19 protein-coding genes are annotated in these 19,928 nt (G+C 72.8%); 13 read left to right on the top strand and 6 right to left on the bottom strand.

Translation table 11 applies throughout. The features are described 5' to 3' along the window. Window position 1: 1 nt before the first annotated feature. Together C1N91_RS00385 and C1N91_RS00380 are read right to left on the bottom strand one after the other, a co-directional pair. Window positions 2-1,006 (bottom strand): serine hydrolase, encoded by a 1,005-nt coding sequence (locus tag C1N91_RS00385; RefSeq protein ID WP_137766122.1) that lies wholly within the window; start codon window positions 1,004-1,006, stop codon window positions 2-4. After that, window positions 1,006-2,970, bottom strand: a complete 1,965-nt coding sequence (locus C1N91_RS00380; RefSeq protein WP_137766121.1) for a M13 family metallopeptidase — start codon at window positions 2,968-2,970, stop codon at window positions 1,006-1,008. Before C1N91_RS00380 ends, C1N91_RS00385 begins: the two co-directional genes overlap by 1 nt. A gap of 91 nt (window positions 2,971-3,061) precedes the next feature. On the opposite strand from C1N91_RS00380, the gene C1N91_RS00375 reads away from it, so the two are divergent. The 7 genes from C1N91_RS00375 to C1N91_RS00345 are packed head-to-tail and all read left to right on the top strand — an operon-like array spanning window position 3,062 to window position 9,054. Beyond that, window positions 3,062-3,310: a type II toxin-antitoxin system Phd/YefM family antitoxin gene (locus C1N91_RS00375; protein ID WP_058749142.1), complete on the top strand. Its 249-nt coding sequence runs from the start codon at window positions 3,062-3,064 to the stop codon at window positions 3,308-3,310. Beyond that, window positions 3,307-3,708 (top strand): type II toxin-antitoxin system VapC family toxin, encoded by a 402-nt coding sequence (locus C1N91_RS00370; protein WP_137766120.1) that lies wholly within the window; start codon window positions 3,307-3,309, stop codon window positions 3,706-3,708. Before C1N91_RS00375 ends, C1N91_RS00370 begins: the two co-directional genes overlap by 4 nt. A 41-nt stretch (window positions 3,709-3,749) precedes the next feature. Then, window positions 3,750-5,348: an APC family permease gene (locus tag C1N91_RS00365; RefSeq protein ID WP_137766119.1), complete on the top strand. Its 1,599-nt coding sequence runs from the start codon at window positions 3,750-3,752 to the stop codon at window positions 5,346-5,348. A 16-nt stretch (window positions 5,349-5,364) separates the two neighbouring features. After that, the gene (locus C1N91_RS00360) at window positions 5,365-5,736 is read left to right on the top strand and encodes a tRNA-dihydrouridine synthase (protein WP_137766118.1); all 372 of its coding nucleotides are present in this window, start codon (window positions 5,365-5,367) and stop codon (window positions 5,734-5,736) included. Then, complete coding sequence (locus C1N91_RS00355; protein WP_137766117.1) at window positions 5,736-7,043, top strand: glutathionylspermidine synthase family protein; 1,308 nt, start codon at window positions 5,736-5,738, stop codon at window positions 7,041-7,043. Before C1N91_RS00360 ends, C1N91_RS00355 begins: the two co-directional genes overlap by 1 nt. A gap of 47 nt (window positions 7,044-7,090) precedes the next feature. Continuing rightward, the gene (locus C1N91_RS00350; protein WP_137766116.1) at window positions 7,091-7,657 is read left to right on the top strand and encodes a hypothetical protein; all 567 of its coding nucleotides are present in this window, start codon (window positions 7,091-7,093) and stop codon (window positions 7,655-7,657) included. A gap of 59 nt (window positions 7,658-7,716) precedes the next feature. After that, entirely contained in the window at window positions 7,717-9,054 is a 1,338-nt protein-coding gene (locus C1N91_RS00345) for a uracil-xanthine permease family protein (RefSeq protein ID WP_137766115.1), read from the top strand. Window positions 9,055-9,158: 104 nt separating this feature from the next. Here C1N91_RS00345 and C1N91_RS00340 read toward each other — a convergent pair whose 3' ends face one another. Beyond that, entirely contained in the window at window positions 9,159-9,821 is a 663-nt protein-coding gene (locus tag C1N91_RS00340; RefSeq protein ID WP_175415838.1) for a GAP family protein, read from the bottom strand. A 91-nt stretch (window positions 9,822-9,912) separates the two neighbouring features. Between C1N91_RS00340 and C1N91_RS00335 the strand changes: the two genes are divergently transcribed. Next, a complete protein-coding gene (locus C1N91_RS00335) occupies window positions 9,913-11,247 on the top strand; it encodes an MATE family efflux transporter (protein WP_254678288.1) in 1,335 nt (444 codons plus the stop codon). Then, a complete protein-coding gene (locus C1N91_RS00330) occupies window positions 11,244-12,458 on the top strand; it encodes a lipopolysaccharide biosynthesis protein (RefSeq protein WP_137766113.1) in 1,215 nt (404 codons plus the stop codon). The genes C1N91_RS00335 and C1N91_RS00330 overlap by 4 nt, the downstream gene beginning before the upstream one ends. A gap of 50 nt (window positions 12,459-12,508) precedes the next feature. Here the strand turns inward: C1N91_RS00330 and C1N91_RS00325 are convergent, their stop codons facing one another. Next, window positions 12,509-13,600 carry an alpha/beta hydrolase gene (locus tag C1N91_RS00325; RefSeq protein ID WP_137766112.1) on the bottom strand — a complete coding sequence of 364 codons (1,092 nt, stop codon included), beginning with the start codon at window positions 13,598-13,600 and terminating at the stop codon, window positions 12,509-12,511. A gap of 233 nt (window positions 13,601-13,833) precedes the next feature. Next, complete coding sequence (locus C1N91_RS00320) at window positions 13,834-14,988, bottom strand: LacI family DNA-binding transcriptional regulator (protein ID WP_137766111.1); 1,155 nt, start codon at window positions 14,986-14,988, stop codon at window positions 13,834-13,836. An 85-nt stretch (window positions 14,989-15,073) separates the two neighbouring features. Here C1N91_RS00320 and C1N91_RS00315 point away from each other — a divergent pair, with 85 nt between their 5' ends. The 4 genes from C1N91_RS00315 to C1N91_RS00300 all read left to right on the top strand — a co-directional run bounded on the left by C1N91_RS00315 (window position 15,074) and on the right by C1N91_RS00300 (window position 19,238). After that, entirely contained in the window at window positions 15,074-16,432 is a 1,359-nt protein-coding gene (locus C1N91_RS00315) for an MFS transporter (protein ID WP_137766110.1), read from the top strand. A gap of 9 nt (window positions 16,433-16,441) precedes the next feature. After that, on the top strand, window positions 16,442-17,137 hold the full coding sequence (gene nucS, locus C1N91_RS00310; protein ID WP_137766109.1) for an endonuclease NucS: 696 nt from the start codon (window positions 16,442-16,444) through the stop codon (window positions 17,135-17,137). Window positions 17,138-17,314: 177 nt separating this feature from the next. Then, window positions 17,315-17,980: an HAD hydrolase-like protein gene (locus C1N91_RS00305; protein WP_137766108.1), complete on the top strand. Its 666-nt coding sequence runs from the start codon at window positions 17,315-17,317 to the stop codon at window positions 17,978-17,980. Window positions 17,981-17,990: 10 nt separating this feature from the next. Continuing rightward, entirely contained in the window at window positions 17,991-19,238 is a 1,248-nt protein-coding gene (locus C1N91_RS00300; protein ID WP_137766107.1) for an MFS transporter, read from the top strand. Between the two features lie 82 nt (window positions 19,239-19,320). Here C1N91_RS00300 and C1N91_RS00295 read toward each other — a convergent pair whose 3' ends face one another. Further along, entirely contained in the window at window positions 19,321-19,917 is a 597-nt protein-coding gene (locus C1N91_RS00295; protein WP_137766106.1) for a TetR/AcrR family transcriptional regulator, read from the bottom strand. Window positions 19,918-19,928 lie beyond the last annotated feature (11 nt).

The raw sequence follows: 19,928 nt of genomic DNA, 5'->3' as shown, positions 1-19,928 counted from the left end.
ATCAGCGGTACGACGGGGCGTGCACGACCTCGAGCACCTCGGTGCCGAGGGTCCGCAGGGCCTCGACGACCGCGAGCCGCCGCTGCAGGGTCGCGTCGTCGAACGTCACCGTGACCGCGTAGCTCACCGACGAACCCGGTCCGCGCAGGATGCCCGCCTCGGCCCGGACCCCCGTCGACGACCCCGTGACGACGACCGCCTGCAACCCGTGGTCGAGCGCCCGGTGCGCGAGCGGGTCGAGACCGAAGGCACCGGCGACCAGGCTGAGGTCGCTCGCCAGGGAGAGCCACCCGAGCACCCGGTTCGACACGGGTTCGTCCACGACCTCGCCGAGCGCCAGGCCGCGCATGAGCCAGGCGAGCTCGCCGGCGGGGGCGACCGAGGCGTCCGGAGCATCGTCAGGGCCCCTGCGGTCCCGGACCCGGTCGATCAGGGCGGTCCGCTCGATGCCGAGCGCCTCGGCACGTTCGCGCACGGCGTCGATGCCGACGGCGGAGAGCAGCGCGTTCGTGGCCCATGCGTCCGCCGAGGCCCCGACGAGCGTCGCGAGGTCCGGGACCTGCATGGTCGACTCCTGCAGGAACTGCCAGAGCCCGGCGCCGGTCGCGGTGTCCCGGGCCATCCGCTGCAACCGGTCGCCGTGCAGGCGACCGTCCTCGAGCTGGGCGGCCGTCTCGATGAGGAGCAGCACCCGGCCGAGGCTCGCCACCGGCTGGACGAGTGTGTCGTCCACGGCGAGCAGGGCCTTGCCGGTCGACGTGTCGATGACCGAGGCGCTGACGGACGCGCCGTCCCGTGCCAGCGCACCCAGTGCCTCCAGGCCGGCGCTGAACCGCTCGTCCGTGCCCCCGCGGTGGCGGCCACGCACACGGGCGCCGTCCGCGGCGTCGACCTGGTGTCGACGCCGCGGACGGCGGGACGGGCCTGCGGTGGCGCCCTGCTCCGAGGGGCCGGCGACCGGCTCGGCGTCCGGCTCGGACGACGGAGCCGCGTCCGACTCGGTCATCACCAGATCGCGACGCGCTCGGCGGGGTCGAGGTACATCGCGTCCGACTCGGTGACGCCGAAGGCCTCGTAGTAGCCGTCGATGTTCCGCACGATCTGGTTGCAGCGGAACTCGTTCGGCGAGTGCGGGTCGATGCTCAGCAGGCGCGCCGCTTCCTCCGGGCGGATCGCCATCCGCCAGGCCTGTGCCCAGCTGAGGAAGAAGCGCTCGGCGCCGGACAGGCCGTCGACGACCGGGGGCTCCTGGCCGTCGAGGGACAGCAGGTACGCCTTCCACGCGATCGACAGGCCGCCGAGGTCACCGATGTTCTCGCCGATGGTCAGGGCGCCGTTCACGTGCCCGTCCGGCACCTCGGTCGGCACGAGGGCGTCGTACTGCGCGATGAGGGCCTTCGTGCGCTCCTCGAACGCCTGGCGATCGGCCTCGGTCCACCAGTTCTGCAGCCGGCCGTCGCCGTCGTACTGCGAGCCCTGGTCGTCGAAGCCGTGGCCGATCTCGTGCCCGATGACCGCACCGATCGCGCCGTAGTTCGCGGCCGCGTCGCGCGAGGCCTCGAAGAAGGGGAACTGCAGGATCGCCGCGGGGAACACGATCTCGTTGAAGCCCGGGTTGTAGTAGGCGTTGATCGTCTGCGGGGTCATGAACCACTCGTCGCGATCGATCGGCTTCCCGATCTTGCCGAGCTCGCGGTCGACCTGGAAGCTCGCGACGGCGCGGACGTTGCCGATCAGGTCGTCGGGGCTGACCGACAGGGCCGAGTAGTCGCGCCACTTGACCGGGTAGCCGATCTTCGGCGTGAACTTGTCGAGCTTGTCGAGGGCGCGGGCGCGGGTCTCGTCGGTCATCCAGTCGAGCGCGGTGATGCTCTGCCGGTACGCCTCGACCAGGTTGGCGACGAGGTCGTCCATCTCGGCCTTGGACGTCTCGTCGAAGTGCTCCTGCACGTAGATGCGGCCGACGGCCTCGCCCATGGCACCCTCGACCAGCGAGACGCCGCGCTTCCAGCGCTCGCGCTGCTTCGGGGCGCCGGTGAGCGCCGTGCCGTAGAACGAGAAGTTCGTCGCGGACATCGCGCTCGTCAGGTACGCCGCCGAACCGCGGATGACCTGCCAGCGCAGCCAGTCCTTCCACGCGTCGAGCGGCTGCGAACGGAGGAGCTCGGCGAGCCCGGTGACGAAGGACGGCTCGCGCACGACGACGGTCTCGAACGCACCGGCCGGCGCACCGATCGCCTGCCACCACAGGTGCAGGTCGGCGCCGTTCGCCAGCGCCGTGACCTCGTCCCAGGTCATCTTGTTGTAGGTCTTCTGGCTGTCGCGGGTCGTCACGTTGTCCCAGTGCACCGCGGCGAGCGCCGTCTCCAGCGCGATGACCGCCTCGGTGCTCTGCCCTGCGTCGGCGAAGCCCGCGAGCGGGAACATCGACGCGACGAACTCGCGGTACTTCGCCCGGATGTCGGCGAAGCGCTCCTCGCGGTAGTACGACTCGTCCGGCAGGCCCAGGCCGGACTGCTCGAGGAACACGACGTACGACTCCGGGTCACCCGGGTCGTTGTCGACGAAGAGCTGGATGAACCCGGGCAGGCCCAGACGCTCGAAGCGTCCGACCATCGCGATGACGTCGTCGGTCGTCTCGACGGCGTCGATCTCGCCGAGCAGCGGGTCGATCGGGCCGGTGCCGAGAGCCTCGAGCCGTTCCTCGTCGGTGAAGGACGTGTAGAGGTCGCCGACCTTGCGCTCCTCGGTGCCGGGCTCGGCCTGCTGCGAGCGCTCGACGATCTCGCGCACGGCGACCTCGGCGTCCTCGGCGAGCACCGTGAAGGAGCCGTACCGGGCCTTGTCGTCGGGGATCGGCGTCTCGGCGATCCACGTCCCGTTCACGTACCGGTAGAGGTCGTCCTGCGGGCGGACGTCCGGGTCGAGCTCGTCGGTGTGGATCCCTGAGGTGCGTGCGACGTCGGTCATGCGCTCCACGATAGCCACCGGCTCCCGGCGGGCGCGGGATCAGCGGGTACTCACACGTAGACATCGGTAGACAACCGCGTATCCTTCGGTCATGAAGACCATCACCGTGGGACAGCTGCGGCAGAACCCGACGCGCATGCTCGCCGAGGTCGAAGCGGGCGAGACCTACCGCGTGACCCGCCACGACCACGAAGTGGCGCGGGTCGTCCCGTTGGCTCCCGGCCTCCCGGTCGTCCCGAGGAAGCGTGCGGGGGGCTCGCGCCTCGCGCAGCTCCCCCGACACGAGCTGCAGACCGCACGGGACATCGACGAGCTCCTGGCGGACGAGCGCGACCGGTGACGGTCTACTACCTCGACACGTCGGTCGCGCTCCGGGCACTGCTCGGGCACTCACCGTCCGCCGCCGAGTGGATCGACGGCGTCTCGGCGGACCCTGACCACGATCTGGTGACGTCTCGTCTGCTGCAGACGGAACTCACCCGTGTGCTCCGACGCGAGCGGCTCCCGGTCGCACTCCGGAACGAGCTCCTCGACGTCGTCGACGTCCTGCCGGTCACGGACGGCGTGCTCGCTGCCGCGGAGTCCATCGAACCCCACGTCAAGACCCTGGACGCGGTCCACCTCGGCTCGGTCATCGCCGCCGGTCTCGACGCCACGATCGTCACCCACGACGCCGGCATGCGGGCGGCCGCGGAGCACCTCGGGTACCCGTGCCACGACCCGGTCTCAGAGACCTGAACCGCCGTCACCGCCACCGTCGAGGGCGTGAGCACGCCGCGATGACGACCACCGGATCGTCCGACACGGCGAAGGGCCTGCGTCCCGGCGCCGTCGGCCTGGTCGGCAGCATCGTCGTCGGGCTGTCGTCGACCGCGCCGGCGTACAGCCTGGCGGCGAGCCTCGGCCTGGTCGTGGCGAGCGGGGGCGTGCTGCTCACCGGGGTCAAGGCGCCGGCCGTCCTGCTGCTCGCGTTCGTCCCGATGTGGATGATCGCGGTCGCGTGCAGGGAGCTGAACCGCCTCGACCCGGACTGCGGGACCACCTTCACGTGGGTGACCCGCGCGTTCGGACCGGTCGCCGGGTGGATGGGCGGCTGGGGCATCATCGCCGCGGACGTCATCGTGATGGCGAACCTGGCGCAGGTCGCCGGGTCGTACGGGTTCACCTTCGTCGGCACGATCACCGACGACCCGGCGATCGCGGCGCTCGGGCACGACGTGCTCTGGTCCACCGTGGCCGGTGTCGCGTGGATCGGCGTCATGACCGTCGTCTGCCACCTCGGCGTGGAGGTCTCGGCGCGGCTGCAGGTCGGGCTGCTCGCCGTCGAGGTCCTGGCGCTGCTCGTCCTCGCGGGCGTCGCTGAGGTCCGGGTGCTCACCGGGACCGGGGCACCGACGTCGTCGACGCCCTCGCTCGACTGGCTCTGGCCGGGCGGACTGGACCTCGGGTCCGTCGTGGCCCCGGCGATGCTCACCGCGCTGTTCATCTACTGGGGGTGGGACACCGCGCTCTCCCTCAACGAGGAGACGACCGATCCGCGCCGGACGCCGGGTCGGGCAGCGGTCTCGAGCACCCTCCTCCTGCTGGTGGTCTACGTGCTCGTCGCGACCGCCACGATCGCCTTCGCCGGGGTGGGCACGGACGGCATCGGGCTCGGCGCGCCGGGCAACGCCGACGACGTCTTCGCGGCGATCGCGCCCACGCTCTTCGGCCCCTCCGTCCTGGGGCACGCGGCCACGGCGTTGCTCGCGTTCGCGATCCTCACCTCGGCAGCGGCGTGCACACAGACGACGATCCTGCCGACCGCCCGGACGGCGCTCTCGATGGCCGCCCACGGCGCGCTCCCCGCACGCTTCGCCCGGGTGCACGACCGTTTCCGCACCCCGACGTGGTCCACCTGGGGGATGGGGATCGCCTCAGCAGGGTGCTACGTGCTCTGCACGATCGTGTCCGATGACCTGCTCAGCGCACTCATCGGCTCGGTCGGCCTGCTGATCGCCTTCTACTACGCGCTCACGGGCTTCGCGTGCGTCTGGGTCTTCCGGAGGACGCTGCTCGACAGTGCGCGGAACCTCCTCGTGCGCGGGGTGCTGCCGCTGGTCGGTGGCGCTTCGCTGGCCCTCACGTTCGGGTACGGGCTCGCGCAGTTCGCGCGACCCGACTGGCTGCAGGACGCCGGCGGCCACGACGTCACCGTCCTCGGGGTCGGTGCGGTCGCCGTCGTGGGGATGGGCTCCATCGCGGTCGGCATCGTCCTGATGATCGTCTGGCGCGTCCGGTCCCCGTCCTTCTTCGCCGGACGGACGGTGCCGGCCGGTGTGGTCGAGATCGACGGCGCGGTCGGGATCGACGACATGGCCGAGCGAGGACCGCGCTGATGACTACAGTCGTGCCGTGAGTGTTCGTCGTCGCGCGTCGCGCGTGGTCTCCATCGGGGTGGTCGCGGCCCTGGCCGCATCGTTGACCGGGTGTGGTGAGGGGTCCGGGGTCGACGCCGACTACGCGAAGATCTGCCGCGACAACGCGACGCAGAAGCGCCTGCCGGACGACGACTGCAACAACCACGGCGGCCATGCGGGCTGGTACTACCTGCCCGTCAGCAGCAACCGCAGCACGACGGTCCCCGCGGTGGGCGAGAAGGTCTCGGGCGGCACGAGCTCGCTGCCGTCGGGGAAGACCGCGGAGTCCGGCATCTCGTCACGCGGCAGCTCGGTGTCGAAGGGCGGGTTCGGTGGCTCGGGCGAGCACGGCGGGTTCGGCGGCTGATGGAGCGGGTCGAGTTCACCCCGCGGAGCGACTGGCGGCGGAAGATCCAGCAGACCGGACTCGTCTACTCGCACTCCGTGCGCGAGGACGGCACCGAGGTCGAGTACTGGAACGAGGGCGCCGCCTACGTGTTCACGCTCCCCGAGGTCGAGGCGCTCGAGCAGCAGACCGAGGAGCTGCACCGCATGTGCCTCGAGGCCGCGCGGTACATGGCGTCGGGCGCGCTCGGGACCCTCGGGCTCACACGTGACGGCTTCGAGCTCGCCGCCTGGTCGCTCGAGCAGGCCGAGCCCGACGTGTACGCCCGGTTCGACCTTGCGTACGCCGGTGACGGGTCGCCGGCGAAGCTCCTGGAGTACAACGGGGACACTCCGACCGGGCTCATCGAGGCGTCGGTGACGCAGTGGCACTGGATGCGCGAGCGCGTCGAGTCCGGCGAGCTGCCCGCCGAGACCGACCAGTGGAACGGCATCCACGAGGCGCTCGTCGCCCGGTGGCGCACCCTCCTGCACGAGTCGCTGCGGTCCGAGGACGGTGGCCGCCTGTTCGTCGCGCACTCGGACCTCGACACCGCCGGCGAGGACTGGGACACCGTGGCGTACATGCGCGACCTCGCGGGCGAGGCCGGGTGGGAGCACACCGGCATCGAGATGAAGGACATCGGCTGGCACGGCGTCGCACGACAGTTCGTCGGGAACCAGGAGCCCGCGGGCTCGGCGCGCAGCGTCTTCACGCTGCCCGGCGACGAGCCGGGGACGCAGTGGCCGGTGATCCGGAACCTCTTCAAGCTGTACCCGTGGGAGGACCTCGTCTCCGGCGACGACCGGGCCACCGGCGACCAGGAGTTCGGCGCGTTCCTCGTCAGCGACCGGGGTCGGCTCGGGCACTGGTACGAACCGGCCTGGAAGATGTTCCTGTCCAACAAGCTCCTGCTCGTGGCGCTCTGGCGGCTGTTCCCCGGGCACGAGAACCTGCTGCCGTCGTACGCCGACGGCCCGAACGGCATGGCGGACTTCGTCGTGAAGCCGGTGTTCGGGCGCGAGGGCGACGGCATCACGGTGCACCGGGCGGACGGCTCGGTGACGTCGAACGGCTCCGAGTACCGTCGCGCCGGGACCGCCGGGGAGCGGGTGTGGCAGCAGTACCACGAGCTGCCGGACTTCCCCGGGTCGAACGGGCACAACCACCCGGTGCTCGGCTCGTGGGTGGTGGACGGCGAGTCGTTCGGCGTCGGCATCCGCGAGTCCGACGGCCCGATCACCGACTACTGGTGCCGCTTCGCACCGAACCTCATCCGGCAGGCCTGAACCGCATCGGGCAGAGCTGACCAGCCGCGGCGCGTAGGTTCTGCCCCGTGGACACCCGACCAGGACCGGACGCACCGTCACAGGACGGCCAGCACCAGCCGCACGACCCGTACGCGCGGCGCCCCGGGTACGTCACCGGGGTCGACGGCCGCACGGACACCTGGACGACCGCGGCGGTCGCCGGCATCGTCACGGGCGTCGTGGTGCTGTTCGTCGCCGGTCTGCTGCAGGCCCCGACACCGCTCGCGTACGCTGCGGCGGTCGTGATCGGGGCCGTCGTCTGGTTCGGCGTGCGTGCACGCCGCCGGGCTGCGGACCGTCGCGACGGCCGCGCTCCCGACGCCGTGGCACGAGCACGCTCCCAGGCAGTCGCCGACGCGAACGGCGGACGACGCTTCTTCGTCGCGCAGAACCCGGTGGTCGTCATCGTGATCGGCGGTGTCTTCCTCGCGATCGGGGTCGCGCAGCTCGTCGCGAGGGGTCCGTCCGGCGGCGCGTTCTCCACGGCGGTCGTCCTCGCAGCAAGCGCCGTGTACTTCGTCGTGCAGGGCATCGGCACGCTGGTCGTACGACGCAGGGAACGGGCCCGAGGCGCCGACACGACCGTGCGCTAGGCCCGAGCAGGGCACCGGAGCGCCCGCACCAGGAGCGCCGCAGCCGCTACGGTGCTGCCATGGGACTCGGCTGGAAGCTGCACGGTGACGGCGCGACCGTCTCATCCTCGACCATCGTGGCGCCGGACGAGCGCCTCTCCTGGGGCCGCACCATCGGGCTCGGCGTCCAGCACGTCGTGGCGATGTTCGGCGCCACCTTCCTCGTCCCGCTCATCACGGGCTTCCCACCCTCGACGACCCTGCTCTTCAGCGGCATCGGCACGATCCTCTTCCTGCTGATCACCGGCAACCGCCTGCCGAGCTACCTCGGCTCGTCGTTCGCGTTCCTCGCCCCGATCGGTGCCGCGACGAAGATCGGCGGCATCCCGCTCGCGCTGTCCGGGATCATCGTCGTCGGCGTCCTGCTCGCCCTCGTCGGCGCGATCGTGCACCTCGCGGGCGCCGGGTGGATCGACCGCCTTATGCCCCCGGTCGTCTCGGGAGCGATCGTCGCCCTGATCGGCTTCAACCTGGCGCCGGCCGCCCGGGACAACTTCACGAAGGCCCCCGTCGTCGCGTTGATCACACTGGCGGCGATCATCCTGGTCACGGTCCTGTTCAAGGGGCTGCTCGGTCGCCTGTCGATCGTCATCGGCGTGCTCGTCGGCTACGTCGCGGCGCTGATCGCAGGTCAGGTCGACCTGTCGAAGGTCGCGTCCGCCCCGTGGATCGGTCTGCCGACCTTCACCGCCCCGGCCTTCGACCCGGGCCAGCTCGCGATCTACCTCGGCTTCGTGCCGGTCGTGCTCGCCCTGGTCGCCGAGAACGTCGGACACGTCAAGGGCGTCGGACAGCTCACCGGCCGCGACCTCACCCCGCTGACCGGCCGCGCGCTCTTCGCCGACGGCGTCTCGACCGTGCTCGCCGGCGCCGGCGGCGGCTCCGCGACCACCACCTACGGCGAGAACATCGGCGTGATGGCCGCCACCCGCGTCTTCTCGACGGCCGCGTACTGGGTCGCCGCCATCGTCGCGATCCTGCTGGGCCTGTCCCCGAAGGTCGGGATGGTCATCTCCTCGGTGCCGGCCGGGGTGCTCGGCGGTGCGACGACCGCGCTCTACGGCCTGATCGGTGTCATCGGCATCCGCATCTGGGTCGAGAACCGCGTCGACTTCGCCAAGCCGAAGAACCAGCTCACCGCCGGCATCGCGCTCATCATGGGCATCGCCGACTTCACGTTCTCGTCCGGGGGCGCGACGTTCGGCGGGATCATCGTCGGGACGGTCGCCGCGATCGTCGTGTACCACCTGATGGACCTGGTCGGCCGGGCGCGCGGGACCGACCCGGCGACGCCGTCGGCGTCGGACGAGGCACGCGCTGCCACCGGGGCGATCCCGGCGGAGCCGCGCGCGGACTGAGACGCGGGACCACCGGACGGGAGGCCCGTGGCGACGCCGCCACGGGCCTCCCGTCCGTCCCGCCCAGGATCCGGCGCGGGCTCGCCCCGGTCTGCGGGCGTGCGTCAGCGGAGGCCGACGACGCCCACGGTGAGCTGGACCACCGCGAGGACGGCGAGCACCGCCACCAGACCGACCGAGCCCCACCGGGCGATCCCCGCACGCATCGCGGCGAGGGGTCGGCGGGCTCGTGGACCGGCAGCCAGCACCAGGGCCACGGGCAGCACCGTCGTCGAGGCGGCGACCACGACGAACGCCGTACCGGCCGCCAGTGCCTCGCCGAGGCCGGGTCCGGCGTCCCCGAAGGCGAGCCCCGCGGTCAGGGCGAGGACGAGTGCCTTCGGGTTGCAGAACAGGAGCACCCCGAGCCCGAAGCCGTGCACCGGACCGACCCGCTCGACCGCGTGCGCCCAGCGGGTGCTCGACGGGGAGCCGTCCGGCAGTCGGCGGACCCGCCACTGCCAGACCGCGAGCGCGGCGAGCACCGCTCCGGCGGCCAGGGCGACGATCGCCTGCACCGACGAACCGCCGGCCGTCTGCACGGGGAGGCGCTCCCCCACCACGACCGCCAGGACGAGGGCCGCGGCGACGGCCACCACCCAGCCCGCGGTGCAGGCGATCGCCGGCGCGTACCCGCGGCGGTGCCCGAGCAGGAAGACCACGGACGCGACCGGGAGCGGACTCAGCGCGATCCCGACGGCACCGGGCGCGAGGGCGAGGAGGTCCACGGCCGCAGCGTACCGACGGCGGGACGAGCCCGTGCTGCTCCACCCCGGACCGGGCGAGCCGGTACTGCGCCGTCTCCGGCAGGATGGTCCGGTGCCCCGACCGACCTCGCCCGCCGCGACGACCGAGCGTCGATCGATCGACCGGGACATCGTCCGGCTCGCACTGCCGGCCCTCGGCGCGCTCGTCGTCGAGCCGCTCTTCCTGCTCACCGACACCGCGCTCGTCGGGCACCTCGGCGCGGCGGCGCTGGCGGCCGTGGGACTGGCGAGCGTCGTCCTGCAGACGGTCACGGGCCTGCTCGTGTTCCTGGCGTACTCGACGACGCCGGCGGTGGCGCGCGCCCTGGGCGGGGGCGACCGCCGGAGCGCGGTGCACGCCGGCATCGACGGGATGTGGCTCGCACTCGGGCTCGGGATCGTGCTCGCACTCGTCGGATGGCCGCTCGCCGGACCGCTCGTCGACCTGTTCGGCGCCTCGGCGGAGGTCTCGGCCGCCGCGACCGCGTACCTGACCGTGTCGCTGGTCGGACTCCCCGGGATCCTCGTCGTGACCGCCTCGACCGGGCTGCTGCGCGGGCTGCAGGACACCAGGACGCCGCTGGTCGTCGCGACGATCGGCTTCGTGGCGAACGGGCTGCTCAACGCCGCCCTCATCTACGGCGCGGGCTGGGGCGTCGAGGGATCCGCGGCCGGCACCGTGATCGTGCAGTGGGCGATGGCCGTCGTCTACGTCGTCATCGCCGTCCGGGCGGCCCGGACGTCGGGTGCGCCGCTGCGACCGGGAGCCTCCGGCGTGGCGCGGGCGCTCCGGTCGGGCGCCTGGCTGTTCCTCCGCACGGCGTCGCTGCGCGTCGCGATGCTCGCGACCGTCGCCACCGCGTCGGGCCTCGGGACGACCGGCCTGGCGACGACCCAGGTCGGCCTCACGGTGTTCTCCACGCTCGCCTTCGCCCTCGACGCCCTGGCGATCGCCGGACAGGCGCTCGTCGGACACGGCCTCGGCGCGCGTGACCCCGACCGGGTGCGGCTGGTGACGCGGCGGCTCGTGCTGCTCGGCGTCGTCGGCGGTGTGGTCCTCGGCGTGCTCGTGGTGCTCGTCAGCGGTGTGCTCGGCCCGGTGTTCTCGGACTCGGCGGCGGTGCGTGGCGCCCTGCCGCTCGTGCTCGTGCTCATCGCCGTCGGGATGCCGGTCGCCGGGTACGTCTTCGTGCTCGACGGCGTGCTCATCGGTGCCGGGGACGCGCGCTACCTGGCCCTGGCCGGTCTGGTGAACCTGGTCGTGTACCTGCCGCTGCTGCTCTGGGTCGGCGGGACGCTCGCGGGGCTCTGGGCAGCCTTCGCCCTCGGCTACATCGGCGCCCGGGCGGTGACCCTCGGGGTGCGGGCGCACCGGCGGGGCTGGGTCGAACAGGCGCTGGCGCGGTGAGCGGGCGCTCGCGCGTCGCGTCGTCGGCACTGGCCGCCACGATCGGCATCGGCGTGCAGGGGCTCGCGAAGCTGCTCGTCACCGTCGTGGTCGGCCGGGTCTTCGGCACCGAGACCCTCGGACAGACCACCGCGCTGCTGTCGCTGTCGGTCTTCACCGCGCTGCTGTGGCCGAACGCCGCCGGCAACACCGCGTCACGCGTGCTCGCGATCGCACTGCGCGGCCGCCGGTCGGACACCGCTGTCAACCGGTTGCTCGGGGCCTCGATGGCGGTGTCGAGCGTCGTGCTCGCCGCCGCGACCGTGCCCGTCGCCCTGGCCTGGGGAGCCAGCCCGGGCATGGTCGTCGGAGGCGTCGGGGTCGTCGTCGGGTACGGCCTGTACTGCTACGCCCGCGGCGCCCAGCTCGGGTACGACCGGGCTCCCCGCGTCGCGCTGTGGGACACGGTCACGAGCCTGCTCGCCCTCGGGTTGCTCGTCGCGGCGTGCGTCGCCCGGCTCGAGCCGCTCGTGCTGCTGCCGTTGGCCGTCGGCTACACCGTGTTCGCGATCGCCTGCTGGCCGCGGGGGAACCGGATCGACGACCCCGGGACGCCCGCCGAGCCGACCGCCGGGCTGCTCGCGTTCGCGGCTTGGAACGTCCTGGCGGTCGTCACCTCGAACGGGCTGCTGCAGCTCACGATGATCGCGGCGCAGGTCGCCGTGTCCGCTCGTGAGGCCGGCGTCTACGCGGCCGCGTTCACCCTGGCGACCCCGGCCTCGATGGTGGGGCAGGCGCTCGGCCAGGTGCTCGTGCCGGCGTTCGCGCACCGGTCGGACGGTGGATCGCTGCGCTCGCGCGGGGTGCTCCTCCTCGTCGGGGGCTTCACCGCGGGGACCGCCGTGGTGTTCGGGCTCGTGGCGTGGCTCGCCGGGTGGTTCCTGCCGCTCGTCTACCCGGCAGAGGGTGCCGAGGCCGTGGCGGACCTGCGGTACCTCATGGTCGGCGTCTGGGTGTTCACGGTCGGGCTCGTCCCCGCGGCGCTGCTGCTCGCGTCGGGGCGATCCCGGCAGGTGGCGCTGGCGTCGGTCGCCGGGTTCGTCGTCGGGGTCGTGCTCATGGCGGTGCTCGCGCCGACGTGGGGTGTGGCCGGGGGCAGCACGGGGTTCCTGGTGGGGAGCGCCGTGAACCTCGTCGCGGTGGTGGTGCTGGGGCTGCGCCGGGCGCGATAGTCCGTCATGAAAGACGTGTCTCACAACAGATCATCGGAGGCCGTTACTCGTCAGTCGGACACGGCGAGTCCCACGTGCGGCTCCAGCCACGACATCCCTGCCGCGATCGCTTCGCTCGCCATGGTCCAGTCGTGCCGCGCCCCCGGCATCTCCCACGTCGTGACGTGCATGCCGACCGCAGCCGCCCGCGCGGCCACGACGGGCATCGCCGGGCCGTACTTGCGGTCGAGCGCCGCCGCGGTGAAGAACGCGCACGTCGAGGGGTAGTGCCCGTGGCGCGCCAAGATCGCCAGCGGTTGCGCCGCCCGGTACGCCGCCGCGTTCCCCGAGAACCCGAGCGCGATCGTCCGCGCTTCGTTCCCGAGGGAGGGGCCGAGCTCCCCCGAGACGTCGACGATGTTGCCGTAGCGCGCGGGGTCACCGGAGCCGAGTTGGATCGCGCAGGTGCCGCCCTGCGAGAACCCGCCGATCGTCCACGCGGCCGCCCCCGTCTGCACACGCAGGTGGCTCGTGATCCAGGCGGGGACGTCCTGCTCGAGGTACGTGCTGCTGTTCCCGAGCGGACCGTCGATGCACATCGGGTTGCCGGACTGCGGCCCGAGCTGGTCCGGGACGACGACGATCGGTGCGAGCCCGCGGTGCAGTGACGCGATCGCGTCCATCGTCTGCGCGATGTGCCCGGCGGTCTCGAGGTCGTCCGGCCCTGCTCCGCGGGACTGGCCCGCCATCAGCACCGCTACGGGCAGCGGCGGCGGGTCGGCGACCAGTGCCGCCGGCGGGAGCCAGAGCAGTGCGTCCCGTGCGACGAAGTGCGACGTGGTACCGGGGACGGCGACGTGGAGCAGGCGCCCCTGCTGCGGCAGGTCGGCGGGTGGCGTCCAGGTCGTCGCGAGGTCGACACTCGACGGCTCGTGAGCGCTGGGTCGCTCGCCCGGCGGGATGCCGAGGGTGCTCGTCGTCGCGTGCCGCTCGACCGGAGCCGACGCCGAGGGTGCGGCGGCCGGGGTCGTGGTGGCCGACGAGGTCGCAGCAGCCGACCCGGACGACCGCTCGACGAGCAGCGTCGACCCCGCCGACACCGCCGCCACCACGAGGACGACGACGATCCACGTCACCACCCCGGACCGTCGAACCTGCTGCACGACAACGGAGCGTAGGCGCGCCCGCTCCGCGGCAGGGTGCCGTGGGGGCACGTCGCGCTGAGGAATCCCCCAGTCGGCCTCCAGGATGGAGCGGTCGACCAGCCGGCCACGGCGTCGAGGTCCGGACCCGCTGCGCTCGGGCGGTCCGCTACCGTGCGGCGCCGCGAGCGGCCCCTCGGGCTCCTAGCCCACCGTCGGTCGCGGACCCGTCGCGCGGGTCCGACCTCGGCCGCTCAGCCGCCGAGCGCCCGACGCACCGGGCCCGTCGTGTCGCCCACCCGCAGCTCCGACCGGAAGGCCGCCGGCTGCGGCTCGGCACCCTCGAGCATCGCGAGCGCGGCGCGTGCGGCGGCCCGACCCTTCTGCTCGAACGGCTGCACCAGGGTCGTGAGCTGCCGGATCGGCGACCGGTGGAGCAGGCTGTCGTCCACGGTGATGCCGTCGAACCCGATCACGCTGACGTCCTCGGGCACCCGGAGTCCGGCGTCCAGCGCGGCCGAGATCACCCCGACGGCGAGCAGGTCGCTCTGCGCCACGACGGCGGTCGGCACCGGTCCGTCGCCGGCGAAGAGGGTCTGTCCCGCGATGCGGCCCTCCTCCACCGAGCTGCCGGCGGCCTCGACCGCGACGGCATCCGGGTACTCCTCGCGGACGCCGCGCAGCCGCTGGATCGTGGTGTGCGCGACACCCTCGGCCTCGCGCGCGGCATCGACCGGGCCGCGACGACGCTCGGCGTCGAGCGGGAGCGTGACGACCGTGACCGCGGTGTGGCCGAGGTCACGCAGGTACGCAGCGGCACGGCCCGAGGCCTCGCGGTTGTCGAGCTGCACGGGGACCGCACCCTCGATGTCGTCGGCCTCGATGGCCACGACGGGGATCTGCCGGCGTCGGAGCACGGCGACCGCGGGGTCGATCCGGACGTTGCACCCGACCAGGACCACGGCGTCCATCGGTGCGTCGACGATCGGCCCGGCGCCCTGCTCGTCGTCGAGGGGGCTGCGCACGAGGAGCAGGGAGGCGCCCGCCTCGCCGGCGACCTCGGCGATGCCGTCGAGCGTCAGGACGTTCACCGGGTCGCGGAAGGCGTCGCTCAAGCGCTCGTCCATCACCACGCCGATGACCCCGGAGCGACCTCGGCGGAGCGAACGCGCCCGCGGGTCCGGGCCCCCGTAGCCGAGCTCGGCGGCGGCGGCCAGCACGCGGGCCTTGGCGTCGTCGGACACCGGCCCGGCACCGCTGAAGGCGAGGGAGGCGGTCGAGGGTGCGACCCCGGCTGCTCGGGCGACCGCGGCGAGGGTCGGTCGGGGTCCGCGGCGCGCGGGACCGTCGGCGTGGTCGCGGGGGTTCGTCGCCCCGTACGCGCCGGGTGCTGTTGCCGGGTGGTCCATCGCCCGTTAGCGTAGTCTCACGAAGCGGTCGAATCGATTCGACCGGACAGCCGAAGCCACACCCGCACGAGACCGGAAGCTCCGCATGACGACGACGTCCACCCGATCCGCCACGACGACCCGCACCTGGATCACCGCGGTCTTCGTGGCCTTCACGCTGTCCGGCCTCGCCATCGCCACGTGGCTCGGACGCATCCCCAGCGTGCGCGACTCCCTCGGTGCCACCACGTTCGAGATGGGCCTGCTCGTGCTCGGCATGGCGGTCGGCTCGATCGGCGGCCTGACCTTCGCCGGACACATCGTCGCGAAGGTCGGCGCACGGCGTGGTGTGCAGGTGGCCTCGGTCTGCCTGGCGGTCGGCCTCGTCTTCGCGGGCTTCGCCGTCACCTACGGGTGGGGCTTCGTCGCGATCTGGATCGGCCTGATCGCGTTCGGGTTCGGCAACGGCCTGGTCGACGTGTCGATGAACGTCTCCGGCGCCGCCGCCGAGAAGGCCGGCGGCCGCACGATCATGCCCCTGTTCCACGCCGCGTTCAGTGTCGGCACCCTCGCCGGTGCGGGGCTCGGTGCACTCACCGAGGCACTCGAGGTCCCGGTCGTCCTGCACTTCGCGGTGCTCGGCGTCGTGGTGTGCCTCGTCATGCTCGCCGCGGCATCGCGCTTCGGCGACGAGCACCGGTACGAGGAGCACGAGTCCACCGCGACCAGCCCGACGCCGGTGCAGCTCACGCGCTGGCAGGTGTGGGCGCAGCCGTCGACACTCCTCATCGGCGTCATCGTGCTCGGCATGGCGCTGGCCGAGGGCTCGGCGAACGACTGGCTGCCCCTCGCCATGATCGACGGCCACGGGCTCGACAACGCCGCCGGATCCGCCGTGCTCACGGTGTTCCTCGCCGCGATGACCGCAGGACGCATCGCCGGCAGCCCGCTCATCGACCGGTTCGGCCGCGTGCCCGTGCTCCGCGTGAGCGCCGCCGTCGCCGTGGTCGGCCTCGGGCTGCTCATCTTCGTGGACGTGATCCCGATCGCGATCGTCGGTGTGGTGCTCTGGGGGCTCGGCGCGAGCCTCGGCTTCCCGATGGGCATGTCCGCGGCGGCCGACGACCCCCGCTCGGCAGCGCTCAAGGTCAGCGCGGTCGCGACGATCGGCTACGTCGCGTTCCTCGCCGGCCCGCCGCTGATCGGGTTCCTCGGCGAGCACATCGGCCTGCTCGGTGCGCTGCTCGTGGTGTTCGTGTTCATCATCGCCGCCGGTCTGGCGTCGGGCGCGGCGCGGGAGACCGGCGCAGCGGCGGAGACGCTGCGGAGGCGGCATGCGGAGAGGACCGGCCACGCTCCGGGACGCGACGCGACCGACGGAGGCGAGCCGCGCCTCCAGGCCGAGCCGACGGACGACACGATGGCGGACCCGGCCGCGTCCGGCGGGACGCGCACCGACCGTTAGGATCGCCGGGTGCGTCTCGTCATCGCCCGCTGCTCCGTCGACTACGCCGGACGCCTGTCGGCCCACCTGCCGCTCGCGACCCGCCTGCTCATGCTCAAGGCGGACGGCTCGCTGCTCGTCCACTCGGACGGCGGCTCCTACAAGCCGCTGAACTGGATGAGCCCGCCGTGCTCGATCGAGATGACCGAGCCCGACGAGGAGCAGGCGAGCGCCGGCATCACCCAGGTGTGGACGGTGACGCAGAAGAAGACGCAGGACAAGCTCATCGTCAGCCTGTACGAGGTGGTCGCGGACGAGGTCCACGACCTCGGCGTCGACCCGGGCCTGGTGAAGGACGGCGTCGAGGCGCACCTGCAGCAGCTGTTGGCCGAGCAGATCGAGCTCCTGGGCGACGGGCACACCCTCGTCCGCCGCGAGTACATGACGGCGATCGGACCGGTGGACATCCTGGCGCGGGACGACGCCGGTGCGAGCGTCGCCGTCGAGATGAAGCGCAACGCGAACATCGACGCGGTCGAGCAGCTCACCCGGTACCTCGAGCTGATGAACCGCGATCCGCACCTGCGGCCGGTGCAGGGCGTGCTCGCCGCGCAGACGGTCGCCCCGCAGGCCCGGACGCTGGCGGAGGACCGCGGCATCCGCGTCCTCGTGCTCGACTACGACGCGATGCGCGGCATCGAGGGCGGGCACACCCGCCTGTTCTGAGCGGTAGCGGCGCGCTCTGCGACACCGAACGCGTCGATCGACACGTGCCACGTCGTGGCTCCCGCTCCGACACCGGCAGCGGCACCGGACCCGGCCTGGAGGCTCGCCCGCCCCCGCCGTGCGCCGACCGGCCCGCCCCGTGGCCGGTCCCACCGCCCCGACTAGGCTGGTCAGGACATGACGCGCCCCTACACCGCCATCCTGTTCGACCTCGACGGGACCATCAGCGACTCCGCTCCGGGGATCCTCGAGAGCATGACGCACACCTTCCGCACGGTCGGCGTGCCCGTGCCGGACCACGCGACGCTGATGTCGTTCGTCGGTCCGCCGATCATGGACACCTTCAAGACCGCCATGGGGATGGACGACGCCGGCGCCGAGCGCACCCTCGCCGTCTACCGCGAGCACTACCTGTCGCACGGCGCCCTCGACTCGGCGATGTTCCCCGGCATCGACGTCGTGCTGCGCACCCTGCACGAGGCCGGACTGCCGATGTCGACCGCGACGAGCAAGCCCGAGACCCCGGCCACGGTGATCCTGGACCACTACGGCCTGACCGGGTACTTCGACTTCGTCACCGGCGCGAGCGACGACGAGGTCCGGAGCGCCAAGGCCGACGTCGTCGCCGAGGCCCTGCGCCGCCTCGAGGCCGCCGGCCACGACGTCAGCCGCCCGGTGCTCGTCGGTGACCGGCTGCACGACGTCGAGGGCGCCCGCGTCCACGGTGTGCCGGTCGTCTTTGCCGAGTGGGGCTACGGCTCCCCCGCCGAGGCCGAGGGCACCGTCGCCGGTGCCGCCACCCCGCTCGACCTGCTGCCGATCCTGCTGCCGGACGCCGCGTGAGCGAGGACCGGTGACCGCCGTCGCCCGACGCGGACTCCGCGGGGCGGCCTGGCTGCTGCCGGCGGCGATCGTCCTCATCGCACTCAACCTGCGCGGGCCGATCGTGGCGCCCGCGCCGGTGATCGGTGACCTACGCGTCGACCTCGGGCTGACCGCGACGGTCGCCGGGCTCCTGACGACGATCCCGGTGCTCTGCTTCTCGCTCGCGACGCCGTTCGCGAGCTGGGTGATCGCGAAGGCCGACCCGGAGCGTGCGGTGTCCCTGGCGCTCGTGATCGTGCTCGCGGGCACCGTCGTCCGCTCGATCCCCTCGACCGCGGGGCTGCTCGTCGGCACCGCGGTGATCGGCATCGGCATCACGATCGGCAACGTGGTGATCCCGGTGGTCATCCGGCGGGACACCTCACCCGAGCGCGTCGGCCTGGTCACCGGCGTGTACACGTCGGCGCTCAACGTCGGGTCGATGATCACCTCGCTCGGCACCGCACCGATCGCCGCAGCGTGGGGGTGGCCCGTCACGATCGCCGTGTGGGCGGTGTTCGCGGTCGTCGCCGGACTCGCGTGGACGTACGCCGTCGGGGCCCGGGCGGCATGGCTCCGGCCGGTGCGGTCGGAGCCCGTGGTGGCGACCGGGCCGGTCGAGCTCCTCACCGAGACCGGGTCGGTCCGGACGGTCTCGGCGACGGCGGAGCCCGTCCGACCCGCGCGTCGGCTCATCACCTGGGGGCTGACGCTGGCGTTCGGCGGTCAGGCGTTCTCGTACTACGCCCTCACCGCCTGGATCCCGACGCTGCTGCACGACGAGATCGGCTTCTCGGCGGAGTCCTCGGGCGCGAGCTCGTCGGTGTTCCAGATCCTGGCGGTCGTCGGTGCGCTCGGTGTACCGGTGCTCGCGACCCGCTGGCGACCGCGCGCGATCATCGCTCTGGTCGCGTTCCTCTGGCTCGCGATGCCGCTCGGGCCGCTGTTCGCGCCGCAGCTCTGGCTGCTCTGGTCGGTGCTCGGCGGGGCGGCCCAGGGTGGCGGCATCACGGTGGTCTTCATCATCGTCGTTCGGATCGTCACGAGCGACGACGACGCCCGCCGGATGTCCGCGTTCGTGCAGGGCGGCGGGTACCTGATCGGCTCCGCCGGGCCCCTGGTCGCCGGGTCCCTGCACGGCGCGACCGGTGACTGGACGGCACCGCTCCTCGTCGTGCTCGTCGCGGTGCTGACGCTCGGTGTGGCGGGGACGCTCGCGGCGCGACGCGTGGGCTGACGCGGCGGACGGAGCAGCACCCCACGGTGCCCGGACGAGCGCGGCGGGGACGTGCCGCGCCTCCCGGCCGGACCGCCGTCGGTCAGAACGCCGGACGCGCCTCGTAGACGGACATGAGCATCGCCGCCGTCAGGCGCGCGGCGCGAGCCGGCTGCGACGACCGCTGGACGGCCGACTCGACGCGTGCCCCCTCGACCAGCAGGGCGAGCCCCTGTGCGACGTGCGCGGGCATCCCGCCGCGTTCGCAGACGAGGGTGAGGTGCCGCTCGACGTCCTGGAAGTGCTCGCGTGCGAGGGCCGCGACGTCGGGGTCCTGTCGCCCGAGCTCAGCGTGTCCGTTGATGAACGCACAGCCACGCCAGCCCTCGTCCTCGAAGCACTCCTCGAGGTACCCGAAGACGCCGAGCACCTCATCACGGGGGTCGGAGGAGACCGCGGTGATGCGGTCCAGGGCGCGACGCCAGGAGCCGTGCCATCGCTGCAGCACCGCGACGACCAGTGCGTGCTTCGTCGGGTACGCCGCCGTCAGCTCCTCGAGGCTCAGGTCCGCACGGTCCGCGACCTGCTGCAGCGTGACCGGGATGACACCGTGCTCGGTGAAGAGCGCGTCGGCGGCGCCGGTCGCGGCGCGCTGCGTCGTGGTCTCCCGGGTGCTGGGGGTGAGGGTGAGGAGTGTCATGTGCTTTCCGG

The organism is Curtobacterium sp. SGAir0471 (genome assembly GCF_005490985.1).
GTDB lineage: Bacteria > Actinomycetota > Actinomycetes > Actinomycetales > Microbacteriaceae > Curtobacterium.
Note: the sequence above shows the minus strand (reverse complement) of the source record. Positions and strands in the feature narration are given on the sequence as shown.